The following is a 15,812-nucleotide window of genomic DNA, read 5'->3' on the forward strand; positions in this document are numbered from 1 at the left end:
CTTTGGCTTTAGGCCTTTTTCGCCGCTTCGCGGTACACGAGCAGCGGGGGCTTGTTTTCGTCGATGGTCGATTCCTCGACCACCACCTTGTCGACATTGGTCGCGTTCGGCAATTCGAACATGGTGTCGATCAGCGACTGTTCAAGGATCGAGCGCAAACCGCGTGCACCGGTCTTGCGGGCCAGGGCCTTGCGAGCGATCGCCTTGAGCGCCGCAGGGCGAATCTCGAGGTCCACGCCTTCCATCTGCAGCAGCTTGGTGAACTGCTTCACCACGGCATTCTTGGGCTCGGTCAGGATCTGGACCAGCGCATCCTCGCTGAGTTCCGCGAGCGATGCGACCACGGGCATGCGACCCACGAGTTCGGGGATCAGGCCGAACTTGATCAGGTCTTCGGGTTCGACTTCGCGGAACACCTCGGTGATGCTACGTTGGGCCTTGCTCTTGACCGCGGCGCCGAAGCCAATGCCCGAGGCCTCGGTGCGGTTTTCGATCACCTTCTCGAGGCCCGCGAACGCGCCGCCGCAGATGAACAGGATGTTGGTCGTATCGATCTGCAGGAAGTCTTGATTCGGGTGCTTGCGCCCGCCTTGCGGCGGCACGCTGGCCATCGTGCCTTCGATGAGCTTCAGCAAAGCCTGCTGCACGCCCTCGCCCGACACGTCACGGGTGATCGAGGGGTTGTCGGACTTGCGCGAGATCTTGTCGATTTCGTCGATGTAGACGATGCCGCGCTGGGCGCGTTCGACCTCGTAGTTGCAGCTCTGCAGCAGCTTCTGGATGATGTTCTCGACGTCCTCGCCCACGTAGCCGGCTTCGGTCAGCGTGGTGGCGTCGGCCATCACGAAAGGCACGTCGAGCATGCGCGCGAGCGTTTGAGCCAGCAGCGTCTTGCCCGAGCCCGTGGGGCCGATCAGCAGGATGTTGCTCTTGCTGAGCTCGACATCGTCGCCCTTGGCCTTTTCCTTGTGGCGCAGGCGCTTGTAGTGGTTGTAGACCGCCACCGACAGCATGCGCTTGGCCGGCTCCTGGCCGATCACGTAGTTGTCGAGGTTGGTCTTGATCTCCAGCGGAGTCGGCAGATCGCTGCGTGCTTCACGCGCTTCTTCGCCCGCCGGGAGCTCGTCGCGGATGATCTCGTTGCAAAGGTCGATGCACTCGTCGCAGATGAAGACCGAAGGGCCCGCGATCAGCTTCTTGACCTCGTGCTGGCTCTTGCCGCAGAACGAGCAATAAAGCGTTTTTTCGCTGGAAGAGCCTTTTTTATCGGCCATGGACTTTTGCCTCGTGACAGGGTATGCACAATGATAACTAAACAAAAACGGCGTTTCCCGTGTGGAAAACGCCGTTTTTTGCCATTTGGCGCCACCGGCGCCCCGCAGCTTTAACCGCGCTTGGCGACGACCTGGTCCACCAGACCGTATTCCTTGGCCTCGTCAGCCGTGAGGAAATAGTCGCGCTCGGTGTCGGCCTTGACCTTTTCCAGCGGCTGGCCGGTGCGCTCGGCCAGGATGCGATTCATCTGGTCCTTGGTGCGCAGGATGTCGCGCGCATGGATCTCGATGTCGGTCGCCTGGCCGCGTGCGCCGCCCAGCACCTGGTGGATCATGATCTTCGAGTTGGGCAGCGAGAAACGCTTGCCCTTCTCGCCGGCCGCCAGCAGGAAGGCGCCCATGCTGGCCGCAAAACCGAGGCACATGGTCGACACGTCGGGCTTGATGAACTGCATGGTGTCGTAGATCGCCATGCCGGCGCTCACGCTGCCGCCCGGGGAGTTGATGTAGAACGAGATGTCCTTGTCCGGGTTTTCGCTCTCGAGGAACAGCAGCTGGGCCACCACGAGATTGGCCGTCTGGTCGTTGACCTCGCCCACCAGGAAAATGATGCGTTCCTTGAGGAGGCGCGAATAGATGTCATAAGACCGCTCGCCGCGGCCCGACTGCTCGATGACCATCGGAACCATGCCGAGGCCTTGAATTTCGTTTGCGATCATGAATTTTCTCTCCGGAAGATGGGATCGTTCACTGCTGTTTGCACTGTACGCCAGAGTGAAATGGGGCTCGTGCCGCAAAGCACAAGCCCCATTGGCGTAGCGGGCGACGGCGGAAATCAGCCTTGCTGTTGCGCCATCAGTTCGTCGAACGACACCGACTTTTCGTTGACCTTTGCCTTGCCCAGGACGAAATCGGTCACGTTGTTCTCGATGACAACGGCTTCGACTTCGGCCAGGCGGTTGTTGTCGCTGAAGTACCAGCGCACCACGTCGGCCGGCTTTTCGTAGCTGGCGGCCAGCTCGTCGATGTGGGCCTTGATCTGCTCGGGCTTGGCCTGCAGGTTGTTGGCACGCACCAGCTCGGCCACCACGAGGCCCAGGCGCACGCGGCGCTCGGCTTGCGGGCGGAACACTTCGTCGGGGATCGGAGCCTTGTCGGCGTCCTTGATGCCGCGCTGCTTGAGCTCGGCACGAGCGCCTTCGACCATGCGATTGACTTCCGACTGCACGCTGGCGTTCGGCAGGTCGAGCTCGGCATTGGCCACCAGGGCGTCCATCACGGCGTTCTTGTTGCGGGCCAGCAGGCGGAACTTCACTTCGCGCTCGAGGTTGCGCTTGATGTCGGCACGCAGGCCTTCGACCGTGGCTTCGGCGATGCCGAGCGACTTGGCCAGCTGCTCGTTGACTTCGGGCAGGTGCGAGGCTTCGATCTTCTTCAGGGTGACCATGAAGTCGGCTTGCTTGCCGGCCACGTCCTTGCCGTGGTAGTCGGCCGGGAACGACAGCGGGAAGGTGCGGCTGTCGCCGGCCTTCATGCCGCGCACGGCGTCTTCGAATTCCTTGAGCATCTGGCCTTCGCCGACGACGAACTGGAAGTCTTCGGCCTTGCCGCCCTGGAAGGGCTCGCCGTCGATCTTGCCTTCGAAGTCGACGGTCACGCGGTCGTCGTCTTGCGCAACAGCGTCTTGCGCGCGCTGGGCGAAGGTGCGGCGTTGCTTGCGCAGGATGTCGAGCGTCTTGTCGATCGCGTCGTCGCCCACTTCGGCCGAGAGCTTCTCGACTTCGGCGCCCGACAGGTCGTTGATCTTGACTTCGGGGAACACTTCGAAGACCGCGTCGAAGGCCAGCTCGCCTTCGGGTGCGTCTTCTTTTTCAGTGATGCGGGGCTGGCCGGCAACGCGCAGCTTGGCTTCGTTGGCGGCTTGCGAGAAGGCCTCGCCGACCTTGTCGTTCATGACTTCGTAGTGCACCGAGTAGCCATAGCGCTGGGCCACGACGTTCATCGGCACCTTGCCGGGACGGAAGCCGTCCATCTTGACGGTGCGCGCGAGCTTCTTGAGGCGCGAATCGACTTCGGACTGGATGGTGCCGACCGGCAGGGTCAGCGTGATCTTGCGTTCGAGCTTCTCGAGAGTTTCAACGTTCACGGTCATGATGTCTTCCTTGTGAGGGGGCTGGTGCGCGGGGCCTGCATCTTTTTATCAATACAGATCAAGGACTTACACGCGCTAGCGGGATTTAAGCGGAGGCACACGCGTGCCGCGCGCAAAACTGGGCAACCCGCGATTCTAATCGGCTGGAGACACCCCTTTTGGCCAGGCCGGGGGTCTGCACGCGGAGATTTCGCCTCCATCGCCTTTACAGTGGCTGCGATTCGCCATTGCCCACAGGAATGCCCATGCCCCTACAGCGACTGTTCGCCGCCCTCGCCTTCACCCTGATCCTCGTATTCGGCATGCCTTCGCCCGCGCTGGCCAAGACCGCGGGCGCGCCGGCGACGAAAGAGCCGACCATCCAGCAGATCTACGAAGCGGCGAACGGCGGCAGGATGGCGGAAGCCGACGCAATGATCGCGAAGGTGCTGAAGAACCATCCCAACAGCGCGAAGGCCCACTACGTTCACGCCGAACTCCTCGCGATGAACGGCAAGCTCGACGACGCCAGGGACGAACTGTCGCAGGCCAAGGAGCTGTCACCGGGCCTCAAGTTCGCGAAGGCCGACTCGGTCGCCAAGCTCGAACGCAAGCTCGAGAAGCCGGCCGAGATCAAGGCCGAGCCACCGCCGCCCGTGCCCAGCCCGGTCGCCGCAACCGCCCTTTCCCCCGAGAAGACGGACAACGCGTCGTCATCCGGACCAATCCCCTGGACACCGATCGGCATCGTGGCCCTTTTCATCGTCGCCTATCTCATCTTCCAGCGGCGCAGGCGCGCCACCACCTTTGATGCGCCTGCCGCCGCTGGCGCGCCACGGTTCTCCAGGCCCACCAGCGATTCGTCGATGGGCTATAGCAGGGCCGACGAAGACCGGGAGTACCCCGCCTCGGCTCCCGCAACCAGCCAGGGCCCGGGCATCGGCGGTGCGCTGGCGGCCGGGGCCGTGGCAGGTGTCGGCGCGGTGGTCGCGGGCGAAGTGCTGCGCCACCTGCTGAACGACCGCTCCGACGACCACAGGGGCAGCACCGTCAACATCTTCAACAACCACCGCGACAGCCACGGCAACGCCAGCATGGGCCGCAGCCTCTGGCCCTCGTCCGACCCGGAGCCCGAGCAGCAACCCGACCGCAGCTTCGTGGACAACGACTTCGGCATCAAGGACACGAGCTCGTGGGACGACTCGAGCAGCAGTGGCAGTTCCAGTTCCGACAGCAGCAGTGACAGCGGAAGCAGCGACAGCAGTAGCAGCAGCGATTGGTAGAAGGCAGAAAAGAAAAAGCCCCGTTCCTTGCGAAACGGGGCTTTTTCACTGCTCGATAGACGGGCTACATAGCAGGGCTGGTGCGCGGGGCCGGACTCGAACCGGCACGTTCTTGCGAACGTCAGGACCTAAACCTGGTGCGTCTACCAATTTCGCCACCCGCGCAGTGCCAATCTTTCAGGTGAATGCAAAAGCGGACGGTCCCTTTGCACCATGGAAGCCCATGGGCCAAAGACCATCCGCTTGAAATCGGTCAACTTTCGATTTTAAACGCTAATCGGCGCCTCTTTCGGCTCCCGCTTCACACGAAATGCCGCTGCATACATTGCCGGCAAGGCCAGCAGCGTCAGAACCGTAGCCACGATCAGGCCGCCCATGATGGCCACCGCCATCGGCCCCCAGAACACGCTGCGCGACAGCGGGATCATCGCCAGCACCGCCGCCGCGGCCGTCAGCACGATCGGCCGCAGCCGCCGCACCGCCGACTCCACGATCGCGTCCCACGCCGGCACGCCCGCCGCGCGGTCGAGCTCGATCTGGTCGATCAGGATCACCGCATTGCGCTGGATCATGCCCATCAGCGCGATCACGCCCAGCAGCGCCACGAAGCCGAAGGGCCGGTTCAGCACCAGCAGCGCGCCAGCCACACCGGCAATGCCCATAGGCCCGGTGATGAACACCAGCAGCGAGCGGCTGAAACTGTGCAACTGCAGCATCAGCAGCGTGAACACCAGGAACAGCATGATCGGCACGCCGGCCACGATCGAGGCCGAGCCCTTGCTGCTCTCCTCCACCGCGCCCGCCACCTCGATGCGGTAGCCGCCCTGTCCGGCCGCCACCCAGCCGGCTTCGAGCTCGCGCAGCTTCGGCAGCAGCTGCGCCGTCACGGTCGCGCCCTGCAGACCTTCGACCACGTCGCCCTGCACGGTGATGGCGTAGTCGCGGTTCTCGCGCCACATCACGCCCGGCTCCCAGGTGAACACCGGCTTGGCGATCTGCGTGAGCGGAATCGAACGGCCCGAGGTCGTCGGGATGTAGGCGTTGCCGATGTCCGAGATGGCCTGGCGCTCGTCGGGCGCCTGGCGCAGCACGATGTCGATCAGTAGGTCGTTCTCGCGGTACTGGCCCACGGTGGTGCCGCTGAACATGGTCTTGGAGGCCTGCGCGATGGCCTGGCTCGTCACGCCGAGCGCGCGCGCCTTGGCCTGGTCGATCTCGAGGCGAATCACCTTCACCGACTCGTTCCAGTTGTCGTTCACGCCGCGCATGTTGGCGTTGTCGCGCAGCACGGCCTTCACTTCGTCGGCATGGCCGCGCAGCAGCGCCGGGTCGGGGCCGATCACGCGGAACTGCACCGGGTACGGCACCGGCGGCCCGTTGGGCAGCAGCTTGACGCGGCCGCGCACCTCGGGAAACTCCTGCGCCAGTACCAGCGGCAGCTTGATGCGCAGCGTCTCGCGCACCTTCAGGTCCTTGGCGAGCACGATCAGCTGCGACACGTTGGTCTGCGGGAACACCTGGTCCAGCGGCAGGTAGAAGCGCGGCACGCCGGAGCCGATCCAGGTGCTGACCGTCTTCACGCCGGCCTCCTGCATCACGCGCTGCTCGACGCGCTTGGCCACCTCTTCGTTGGCGGCGAAGGAGGTGCCTTCAGGAAACCAGAGGTCGACCAGAATCTCGGGCCGGCTCGAATCGGGGAAGAACTGCTGCTGCACCTTGCCCATGCCGACGATGCCGAGCGCAAAGATCAGCACCGTGGCGCCGATGGTCATCCAGCGGTGCTGCACGCACCAGTTCACCGTGCGGCGGAAGACGTTGTAGAACGGTGTGTCGAACAACTCGTGCGGCGGTGCATCGGGGTCGTGCGGCTTCACCTTGAGCAGCAGCGTGCCGAGGTACGGCACGAAGTACACCGAGACGATCCACGACAGCACCAGCGCGATCACCGTCACCGCGAAGATCGCGAAGGTGTACTCGCCCGTCACCGACTTGGCGATGCCGATCGGCAGGAAACCCGCCGCGGTAATGAGCGTGCCCGTGAGCATCGGCTTGGCCGTCACGTCGTAGGCGAAGGTGGCGGCGCGGACCTTGTCGTAGCCCTCTTCCATCTTCCGCACCATCATCTCGACCGCGATGATGGCGTCGTCCACCAGCAGCCCGAGCGCGATGATGAGCGACCCCAGCGATATCTTGTGCAGCCCGATGCCGAAGTAGTTCATCGCCAGGAAGGTCACGGCCAGCACCAGCGGAATGGTGATTGCCACCACCAGCCCCGGGCGCATGTCGATGTACCAGCCGAAGCGCCCGCCCTTGTGCAGGCCGAGCGAGATGATGCTCACGGCCAGCACGATGGCCACGGCCTCGATCAGCACGCCGACGAATTCGTTGACCGAACTCGCCACCGACACCGGCTGGTCTTGCACCTGCGCCAGCTTGACGCCGGCCGGCAGGCGCTGGTCGATGGTCGCGGTGGTGGCCTTCAGCGCCTTGCCCAGCGCGATGATGTCGCCGCCCTTGGCCATCGACACGCCCAGGCCAATCACTTCCTTGCCCTGGTGGTGCATCTTGACCGACGGCGGATCGATGTAGCCGCGGTGGATGTCCGCAATGTCGCCGAGCTTGATCTGGTTGCCCGAGCTGCCGCGGATGGGCATCTCGCGCAGCTGGTCGACGCTGGTGAACTGGCCCGCGACGCGCACCTGCACCACGTCCTGCGGCGACTGGATCGTGCCCGCGCTCTCGATCGCGTTCTGCGAACCGAGCTGCGCCAGCACCGCGTTGAAGTCGAGCCCCAGCTGCGCCAGGCGCTTCTGCGAGATCTCGATGTAGACCTTCTCGTCCTGCACGCCGAACTGGTCGACCTTGGCCACGTCCTTCACGCGCAGCAGCTGCTGGCGCACGTCGTCGGCCAGCGTCTTGAGCTCGGCGTAGCTGAACCCGTCGCTCTCCAGCGCGTAGATCACGCCGTAGACATCGCCGAAATCGTCATTGAAGAACGGCCCCTGCACGCCGGCGGGCAAGGTGGCGCGCATATCGCCGATCTTCTTGCGCACCGTGTACCAGACGTTCGCGACCTCGGTGGACTTCGACGAGTCCTTGATGTTGAAGATGATCTGCGACTCACCCGGCTTCGAGTAGCTGCGGATCTTGTCGGCGTACGGCGCTTCCTGCAGCGTGCGCTCGAGCTTGTCGGTGACCTGCTCGGCCACCTGCTGCGCGGTGGCGCCGGGCCAGTAGGTGCGCACCACCATCGCGCGGAAGGTGAAGGGCGGATCTTCGTCCTGGCCGAGCTGGAAGTACGCGAAGGCACCCAGCACCATCAGCACCACCATCAGGTAGCGCGTGAGGGGCGCGTGGTCCAGCGCCCATTTGGAGAGGTTGAAGCCGGCGGGCTTTTCAGTGGGAGTCGCTGCGCCGCCGCTCATTTGCCGGCACCCGCTGCGATCTCCTTGTTCGTCGCAGCGACAGCCGCGACGGGCTGCGCCGATTCCTTCGCACCGGCATTGGCGGCGGCCGCTGCCGCCTCCTTGGACTGGTAGATGGTGACCTTCTGCCCCGGCGACAGCACGTGCACGCCAGCGGCCACGACCATCATGCCGGGCGCAATACCGCCGGCGATCACAGCCTCATTGCCGTCGGCCGTGGCCACCTGCACGGTCTGCGAACGCACCGTCATGGTCGACTTGTCGAGCACCCATACGGCCGAGCCCTTGCCTTCCTGGCGCAGCGCGCTGGTCGGCAATTTCATCACCGTGGTGGTGCCATGCGCGAGCGCCTGCGGACGCGCATAGACCGTGGCGCCGAGCGGCGGCGAGGTGGCCGCGTCGATGGCGACCTTGACCGAGTAGGTGCGCGTCACCGCGTCGGCGCTGGCTGCCACTTCGCGCACCTGGCCCTCCAGTTCGTTGCCGCCCGACCAGCCACGTACCGTGACGGGCGAGCCGGCCTTGATCAGCGTGGCGCGGTCTTCAGGCACCGCGAACACCACGTCGCGCGCGCCGTCCTGCGCAATGCGAACGACCGGCGTGCCGGCCTGCACCACCTGGCCCGGTTCTGCCTCGATGGCGGTGATGATGCCGGCCACGTCGGCCACCAGCGTCGTGTAGTTGGCCTGGTTGCCCTGCGAGGCGAGCTGCGCCTGGGCCTGCTCGAGCTGGGCCTGCGCGGCCTTCCAGGTGGTCTCGCGGCGCTCCAGTTCGGCGCCGCTGATGAAGTTCTGCGCACGCAGCTCGGCGTAGCGCTTGAGATCGGCGGCCGCGAGGTCGCGATTGGTCAGCGCGGCGGCCTGCTGGGCTCGTGCGGCTTCAGCGGCGAGGCGGTAGTCCTGCGGATCGAGCTGTGCCAGCACCTGGCCGGCCTGCACGTGCTGGCCGAGTTCGGCCTGGCGCTTGGTGATCTTGCCCGCCACGCGGAAGCCAAGGCGCGATTCGACACGCGCGCGCACCTCGGCAGAAAACTCGGGCTGGGCATCGAATTCGCTCGCCCCGACGGTCACGAACTTGACCGCGCGAACGGGGTCCTCGGCCGCAGGCTTCGGCGAACAGCCGGCCAGAAAAATGGCGGGAAGCAGCAACCAGGCGGCGCGGCGGACACGGGACGAGAGGACGGCGGAGGCGGTCATGAAACACCCTGGAAAGGACGAACCGGATCATTACTGACCCACTGGTTAGTAATTTAGGGTAAACGTGAACTACTGTCAATGACCCGCCGGTCACTAGGTGCGTTGACCCATCTCCACAAGCCGGTTGTCAGGCAGCTCGAAGTAGTCCGAAGCCCGCCCCGCGTTGCGCTGCAGCCAGCCGAACAACACACGCCGGACCGGGTTCATGCCCGGCAGGTTTTCCTCGCCGACCGAGGCGCGCGAGACGAAGTAGGACGTCTTCATCGAATCGATCGCCAACGTCTTCTGGTACGCCAGGATGCGGATGAACTCGGGCACGTCGGGCCGCTCCATGAAGCCGTGGCGCGCCGTGACCATCCAGATGCCTTCCATCAGCTGCTCGGCCTCGATGCGGATGCGTGCATCGACGCGCGGGGTGTCGCAGGGCAGCACGCGCAGCACGATCACCTGCTCGTGCAGCACCTGGTTGTGCTTGAGGTTGTGCAGCAGCGCATGCGGCACCGCAGTGGCGTCGGGGTTCAGGAACACGGCCGTGCCGCTCACCCGGTGCGGCATGTGCAACGCCAGCGATTCGACGAACGGCCGCAGCGGCAGGCTCTCGGCCGCTGCGGCCTCCAGTCCCAGCCGGCGCCCCTTGGCCCAGGTGGTGAAGACCACCATCACCACGGCCGCCACCGCCAGCGTGAGCCAGCCGCCCTCGGCCACCTTCAGGCTGTTGGCAATCACGAAAGTCAGGTCGACCACCGCGAAGGCCGCCACGCCGACCACCACCGCCACCTTGTTCCAGCGCCACAGACCCCAGGCCACGATGCCTGCCAGCAGCGTGGTCGTCACCATCGTGATCGACACCGCGATGCCGTACGCAGCCGACAGCGCACCAGAGCTGCGGAAGCCCAGCACCAGCAGCAGCACGCCCACCATCAGCAGCCAGTTGACGGCCGGCACGTAGATCTGCCCGATGGCCGTGCCCGAAGTCTGTATCACCCGCATGCGCGGCAGGTAGCCCATGCGCATTGCATGCGCCGTGAGCGAGAAGGCGCCCGAGATCACCGCCTGCGAGGCGATCACCGTCGCCATCGCGGCCAGCACCACCATCGGCAGCACGCCCCACGCGGGAAAGAGCCGGAAGAACGGGTTGTCGATGGCCGCAGGGTTCGCCAGCACCAGCGCACCCTGCCCGAAGTAGTTCAGCACCAGCCCCGGCAGTGCGATGAACATCCACGCCAGGCGAATCGGCTTGGCGCCGAAGTGCCCCATGTCGGCATACAGCGCCTCGCCGCCCGTGAACGCCAGGAACACCGCGCCCAGCACCGCCAGCGACTGCGCCCGATGCTCGACGAGAAAGCCGAGGGCGCGACGTGGGTCCAGCGCCGCCAGCACCTGCGGCTGCTGCAGCACCTGCCACAAGCCGGCTGCCGCCAGCACAACGAACCACAGCAGCATGACCGGCCCGAAGATCTTGCCGACCACGCCCGTGCCCTTCTTCTGCACCATGAAGAGCGCAACCAGGATCACCACCGTGATCGGGATCACCGCGCGCTGCAGCACCGGCGCCTGCACCTCCAGCCCCTCGACTGCCGACAGCACCGAGATGGCTGGCGTGATCAGGCTGTCGCCGTAGAACATGGCCGCCCCAACCAGGCCCAGCATGCCGATGACGCTCCACACCCACGGCTTGGTCTTGGGCCCCGCAACCGCGCTGCGCGCCAGCGCCTGCAACGCCAGGATGCCGCCCTCGCCGTCGTGGTCGGCGCGCAGCACGAACACCACGTACTTCAGCGTGACCACGAACATCAGCCCCCAGAAGATCAGCGAGAGCAGGCCCAGCACCGAATCGGGCGAGAACGGCACGCCGTGCTCGGGGTTCATCGTTTCCTTGAAGGCGTAGAGGGGCGAGGTGCCGATGTCGCCGAACACAACGCCCAGCGCCGCGATCATGAGCGTGGGCCCCTTCGGATGCGCCGCCTCGCCGTACGCTGAAACCTGGGGCCCGGAAGCCGAAGCGGATGCTTTCATGAAGCAGAAGTTCAAAGTGGCGACGCTGCGAGCATAGTGCCGGGGCTTTGCATCGTCGCTGACAATCGTGGCGTGTCCGCCACTCCCCACCTCGCTGCGCCGCCTGCGCACTACGAAAACTTCCCCGTCGCCTCGTGGCTGTGCCCGCCGCACCTGCGACCGCCGATCGCGGCTATCTACCACTTCGCGCGCACGGCCGACGACATTGCCGACGAAGGCACCGCCTCGCCCAGCGAGCGCTTGGCCGAGCTGCACGCCTACCGTGAAGAACTCGCCGCCGCCGCCCGGGGCGAAGTGCTCCCGTCGTCGCGCTGGCCGCACGTATTCGGCCCGCTGGCCCACAGCATCGCCCAGTACCGCTTGCCCGAAGACCTGCTCGCCGACCTGCTGAGCGCCTTCATGCAGGACATCGAGAAGACCCGCGACCGCGGCACCTACGCCGACCGCGCCGAACTGCTCGACTACTGCCGCCGCTCCGCCAACCCCGTCGGCCGCCTGTTGCTGCATCTCTACGGCGTGCACGACTCCGAGGCGCTGGCGCAGAGCGACGCCATCTGCAGCGCACTGCAGCTCATCAACTTCTGGCAGGACCCGAGCGTCGACCTGCCGCGCGACCGCTTCTACTTTCCGCTGACCGACTGTGCCCGCCGCAAGATGACGCGCGAAAACTTCAAGGTCTTTGCGCCGCTCTCGAACGCCCCGCCGCCGCAGGAGGCTATCAATCTGATAGCAGTCGTATCGCACTGGGCCCGCGAACTCATGCACGAAGGTGCCCCTCTCGTGCACCGCCTGCCCGGCCGCGCCGGCTGGGAGCTGCGCCTCGTCGTGCAGGGCGGCCTGCGCATCCTCGACAAGATCGAGGACCTGGGCTTCGACACCTTCTCGCAGCGCCCCACCATCGGCAAGACCGACGCGCCCGTGCTGCTCTGGAAGGCCATGCGGATGCGGAGACAATGGCGGCCCATGAAAGCAGCGCCTCCCCGATGAATCCCGAGCAATACGTGCAAGACAAGGCCGCCGCCTCGGGCAGCAGTTTCTATTACGCCTTCCTGTTCCTTCCCAAGCCGCGCCGCGCCGCGATCACGGCCTTCTATGCCTTTTGCCGCGAGGTCGACGACGTGGTCGACGAGGTCACCGACCCCGGCGTGGCCGCTACCAAGCTCGCCTGGTGGCGCACCGAGGTAGCCCAGTCGTTCGCGGGCACGCCGCGCCATCCGGTCATGCAGGCGCTGATGCCGCACACCGCGGCCTACGGCATCGAGGCGCGCCAGCTCCACGAAGTGATCGACGGCTGCCAGATGGACCTGGACCAGACCCGCTACCTCGACTTTCCCGGCCTCGCGCGCTACTGCCACCTGGTGGCCGGCGTGGTCGGCGAAGTCGCGGCGCGCATCTTCGGCCAGACCGACCCGAAAACCACCACCTACGCCCACAAGCTGGGCCTGGCGCTGCAGCTCACCAACATCCTGCGCGACGTCGGCGAAGACGCCCTGCGCGGGCGCATCTACCTGCCGGTGAACGAACTGCAGAAGTTCGACGTGAAGGCGCACGAGATCCTGAACCGCGTGCACTCCGAGCGCTTCGTCACGCTGATGAAGTTCCAGGCCGCGCGCGCGCACGTGGCGTATGACGAAGCGCTCGCCCTGCTCCCGCTCGCCGACCGCCGCACGCAGAAGCCGGGCCTGATGATGGCCAGCATCTATCGCACGCTGCTGCGCGAGATCGAGCGCGACGACTTCCAGGTGCTGAACCAGCGGGTGAGCCTGACGCCGGTGCGCAAGTTCTGGCTGGCGTGGAAGGTCCAGGCGCTCGGGCGCATCTAGTCTTGAAGAAGACAGCTGTCATCGGTGCCGGTTGGGCCGGCCTCGCCTGCGCAGTCGAGGCCACGCGTCTCGGTCACGCCGTCACGCTGTTCGAAGCGGCGCACATGCCGGGCGGCCGCGCGCGGCGGGTCGACAACATGCACGGGCTGGCGCTCGACAACGGGCAGCACATCCTGATCGGCGCGTACACCGCCACGCTGAAGCTCATGCGCGATGTCGGCGTCGATGTCGACAGCGCGCTGCTGCGCCTGCCGCTCTCGCTGCGCTTCGCCGATGGTGGCGGGCTCAAGCTGCCGCGCCTGCCCGCACCGCTCGACCTGCTGGCCGGCATCTTCGCGGCTCGCGGCTGGACGTGGCGCGACAAGTCTTCGCTGCTGCGCACGGCGATCGGTTGGCGGCTCGCGGGCTTTCGCTGCGCCGCAAGCACCACTGTCGCCGACCTGTGCACCGGCCTCACGCCCCGCGTGATGCAGGAGCTGATCGAGCCGCTGTGCGTCTCGGCCCTCAACACGCCCGTGGCGCAGTCGAGCGGTGAAGTGTTTCTGCGCGTGCTCAAAGACGCCCTCTTCAGCGGCAGCGGCGGCGCCGACCTTCTGCTGCCGCGTGCTGACCTGGGCGCACTGCTTCCCGACGCGGCGATCCGATGGCTGGCGCAGCACGGTGCCGTGACGCGCATCGGTGCCCGCGTGCGCGCCATCGCCCCCGGCGGCGCGCAATGGCGCGTCGACGATGAAGTCTTCGACCAGGTCGTGCTGGCCTGCGCGCCGTGGGACGCCGCCCGGCTCGTCCGTGCGTCTGGCCTGCAAGCGGATGCCTGGTGCGACACCACTGAAGCCCTGCGCTTCGAAGCCATCGCCACCATCTACGTGCGCGGCGCCTCACCACTTGCAGAACCGATGCTCGCGCTGCGCAGCAACCCGGCCACGGCACCGGCGCAATTCGCGTTCGACCGCGGCCAGCTCACCGGCCTGCAAGGCGTGCTCGCGATGGTCGTGAGCGCCAATGAAACACCGCGCGAGGTGCTGGAAGAACAGGTAGTCGCTCAAGCGGCCGCACAGTTGGGCCAGACAAACCTGCAGCTCGTGCAGACAGTGGTAGAGAAGCGCGCCACCTTCGCCTGCACGCCCGCACTTTCGAGACCCGCTTCGGCCATCGCCCCCGGCCTGCAGGCCTGCGGCGACTACATCGAAGGCCCCTACCCGGCCACGCTCGAAGGCGCGGTACTCAGCGGACTGGCAGCCGCGAAAGCATTGGCGACCTCATGACGACCGAACTGCGCTATCTCGATTTCGACTACAGCGAAGATACCGAAGGCCACGGCACCTTCGATGCGATGGCATCCACCACGCCCGACAAGACGCCCGAGGTGCAGGCCGAAATCGCGCAAGTGCTCGCCTGGGCCGAAGCCACCTTCCCCGATGCCCGCGGCGCGCTTGAAGAAGGCGCAATGTGGGACTACGACCTGCAGCAGATGCAGGAAGAAGACGCGCGCTTCGTCACGCACACCCTCTCGCTCAGTGGCACAGCCGATTTCTGCGCGGCACTGCGCGAGCAGTTCGCGCTCGACTGAGCAAGAAGAAAAGAATCAGGCCGTCTTGTTGGGCAAGCGCAGCAGGCTCAACCCCAGCAACACGAACGCGCCACCCGACAGCTTGTTGAACAGCCGCGTGCGACGCGGGTCCGACAGCTGCTTGCGCAGCAGACGCGCCAACAGCACGTAGAACGCATGCGACAGCACCGAGGCAGCCGCAAAGGTGGTCGTCAGCACCGCGAACTGCATGGCGAGCGGCGCGTCCTGCGTGAGGAACTGCGGGAACAGCGCCGAGAAGAAAAGAATGCCCTTGGGATTGGTCAGCGCCACCGTCAGGCCATGCCCGAACAAGCGCCAGCTCGAACGCGGCGAGGCCGCTGCCGACGAGCCCTGCAGGTCGGCGAACACGCTGCCCTGGCTGCGCCATTGCTTGATGCCCAGGTAGATCAGGTAGGCCGCGCCGGCCAGCTTCAGCATCATGAAGGCATGAGCCGAGGTCGAGAGCACCACGCCCAGCCCGGCCATCGCAGCGGCCGACACCATGAACAGGCCCATTGCATTGCCAAGCGAACTGATCATTGCGCGTCGCGGGCCCACGCTCATCGAATTTGAGACCGCGAGCAGCACCGCCGGTCCAGGCGTGAAAGCGACAAGCAGCGTGACGCCGCAGAAGATGAGCCAGTTGGAGAAATGCACTTTGGAGTTCCTGCCCGGCGCGAGGCCGCAAGACGTTGAGACAGACGGGAAACTATAGTCAGCCCGGCGAATCGCTGCAGACGCTGCGCCAATACCCCTCATCAGCCCACCTCACGGAACAGACACCCATGGTCACCTGCTACTTGCGCTACATCGTCGATCCCTACAAGCTCAAGGAATTCGAGCACTACGGCAAGCTCTGGATCCCGCTGGTCGAGAAGTTCGGCGGCCAACACCATGGCTACTTTTTGCCGTCGGAGGGCGCGAACGACGTGGCGCTGGCAATGTTCACGTTTCCCAGCCTGGCCGCCTACGAAAAGTACCGCGCCGATTCGATGCAAGACCCGGAGTGCCAGGCCGCGTTCAAGTACGCGGAAGAAACCCGCTGCATCCTCAGCTACGAGCGCAGCTTCTTCCGCCCCGTCTTCAAATAGCGC

General features: G+C 65.7%; 13 protein-coding genes and 1 tRNA gene. 6 read left to right on the top strand and 8 right to left on the bottom strand.

Features of this window, described 5'->3' with window-relative positions; all coding sequences use genetic code 11:
• Nucleotides 1–8: 8 nt before the first annotated feature.
• From clpX to tig, 3 genes are all read right to left on the bottom strand, one after another.
• On the bottom strand, nt 9–1,274 hold the full coding sequence (clpX, locus tag AC07O3_RS09745) for an ATP-dependent Clp protease ATP-binding subunit ClpX (RefSeq protein ID WP_007829783.1): 1,266 nt from the start codon (nt 1,272–1,274) through the stop codon (nt 9–11).
• Nucleotides 1,275–1,384: 110 nt separating this feature from the next.
• The gene (gene clpP, locus AC07O3_RS09750; RefSeq protein ID WP_093056454.1) at nt 1,385–1,993 is read right to left on the bottom strand and encodes an ATP-dependent Clp endopeptidase proteolytic subunit ClpP; all 609 of its coding nucleotides are present in this window, start codon (nt 1,991–1,993) and stop codon (nt 1,385–1,387) included.
• A gap of 116 nt (nt 1,994–2,109) precedes the next feature.
• Nucleotides 2,110–3,426, bottom strand: a complete 1,317-nt coding sequence (gene tig, locus AC07O3_RS09755; protein ID WP_093056453.1) for a trigger factor — start codon at nt 3,424–3,426, stop codon at nt 2,110–2,112.
• Between the two features lie 245 nt (nt 3,427–3,671).
• Here tig and AC07O3_RS09760 point away from each other — a divergent pair, with 245 nt between their 5' ends.
• Entirely contained in the window at nt 3,672–4,688 is a 1,017-nt protein-coding gene (locus AC07O3_RS09760) for a tetratricopeptide repeat protein (RefSeq protein WP_495339183.1), read from the top strand.
• Nucleotides 4,689–4,766: 78 nt separating this feature from the next.
• Here the strand turns inward: AC07O3_RS09760 and AC07O3_RS09765 are convergent.
• The 4 genes from AC07O3_RS09765 to AC07O3_RS09780 form a co-directional block, all read right to left on the bottom strand.
• A tRNA-Leu gene (locus tag AC07O3_RS09765) sits at nt 4,767–4,853 on the bottom strand.
• A 101-nt stretch (nt 4,854–4,954) separates the two neighbouring features.
• Complete coding sequence (locus AC07O3_RS09770) at nt 4,955–8,113, bottom strand: efflux RND transporter permease subunit (protein WP_307615203.1); 3,159 nt, start codon at nt 8,111–8,113, stop codon at nt 4,955–4,957.
• A complete protein-coding gene (locus AC07O3_RS09775; protein ID WP_495339184.1) occupies nt 8,110–9,309 on the bottom strand; it encodes an efflux RND transporter periplasmic adaptor subunit in 1,200 nt (399 codons plus the stop codon). Before AC07O3_RS09775 ends, AC07O3_RS09770 begins: the two co-directional genes overlap by 4 nt.
• Before the next feature lie 93 nt (nt 9,310–9,402).
• Nucleotides 9,403–11,247: a potassium transporter Kup gene (locus AC07O3_RS09780; protein ID WP_093073747.1), complete on the bottom strand. Its 1,845-nt coding sequence runs from the start codon at nt 11,245–11,247 to the stop codon at nt 9,403–9,405.
• A 150-nt stretch (nt 11,248–11,397) separates the two neighbouring features.
• On the opposite strand from AC07O3_RS09780, the gene hpnC reads away from it, so the two are divergent.
• From hpnC to AC07O3_RS09800, 4 genes are read left to right on the top strand one after another with little or no spacing between them, the layout of a single operon-like run.
• Entirely contained in the window at nt 11,398–12,312 is a 915-nt protein-coding gene (gene hpnC, locus AC07O3_RS09785; RefSeq protein WP_495339185.1) for a squalene synthase HpnC, read from the top strand.
• A complete protein-coding gene (gene hpnD / locus AC07O3_RS09790; RefSeq protein WP_440531718.1) occupies nt 12,309–13,148 on the top strand; it encodes a presqualene diphosphate synthase HpnD in 840 nt (279 codons plus the stop codon). Before hpnC ends, hpnD begins: the two co-directional genes overlap by 4 nt.
• Nucleotides 13,149–13,150: 2 nt before the next feature.
• Entirely contained in the window at nt 13,151–14,413 is a 1,263-nt protein-coding gene (gene hpnE / locus AC07O3_RS09795) for a hydroxysqualene dehydroxylase HpnE (protein WP_495339186.1), read from the top strand.
• Complete coding sequence (locus AC07O3_RS09800; protein WP_093056445.1) at nt 14,410–14,718, top strand: hypothetical protein; 309 nt, start codon at nt 14,410–14,412, stop codon at nt 14,716–14,718. The genes hpnE and AC07O3_RS09800 overlap by 4 nt, the downstream gene beginning before the upstream one ends.
• Nucleotides 14,719–14,733: 15 nt before the next feature.
• Here the strand turns inward: AC07O3_RS09800 and AC07O3_RS09805 are convergent, their stop codons facing one another.
• A complete protein-coding gene (locus AC07O3_RS09805; RefSeq protein WP_307615208.1) occupies nt 14,734–15,375 on the bottom strand; it encodes a LysE family translocator in 642 nt (213 codons plus the stop codon).
• Nucleotides 15,376–15,503: 128 nt separating this feature from the next.
• Between AC07O3_RS09805 and AC07O3_RS09810 the strand changes: the two genes are divergently transcribed.
• Nucleotides 15,504–15,809: an NIPSNAP family protein gene (locus tag AC07O3_RS09810; RefSeq protein WP_093056443.1), complete on the top strand. Its 306-nt coding sequence runs from the start codon at nt 15,504–15,506 to the stop codon at nt 15,807–15,809.
• The last annotated feature ends 3 nt before the right edge of the window (nt 15,810–15,812 follow it).

The organism is Variovorax sp. GW821-FHT09D05, assembly GCF_059416325.1.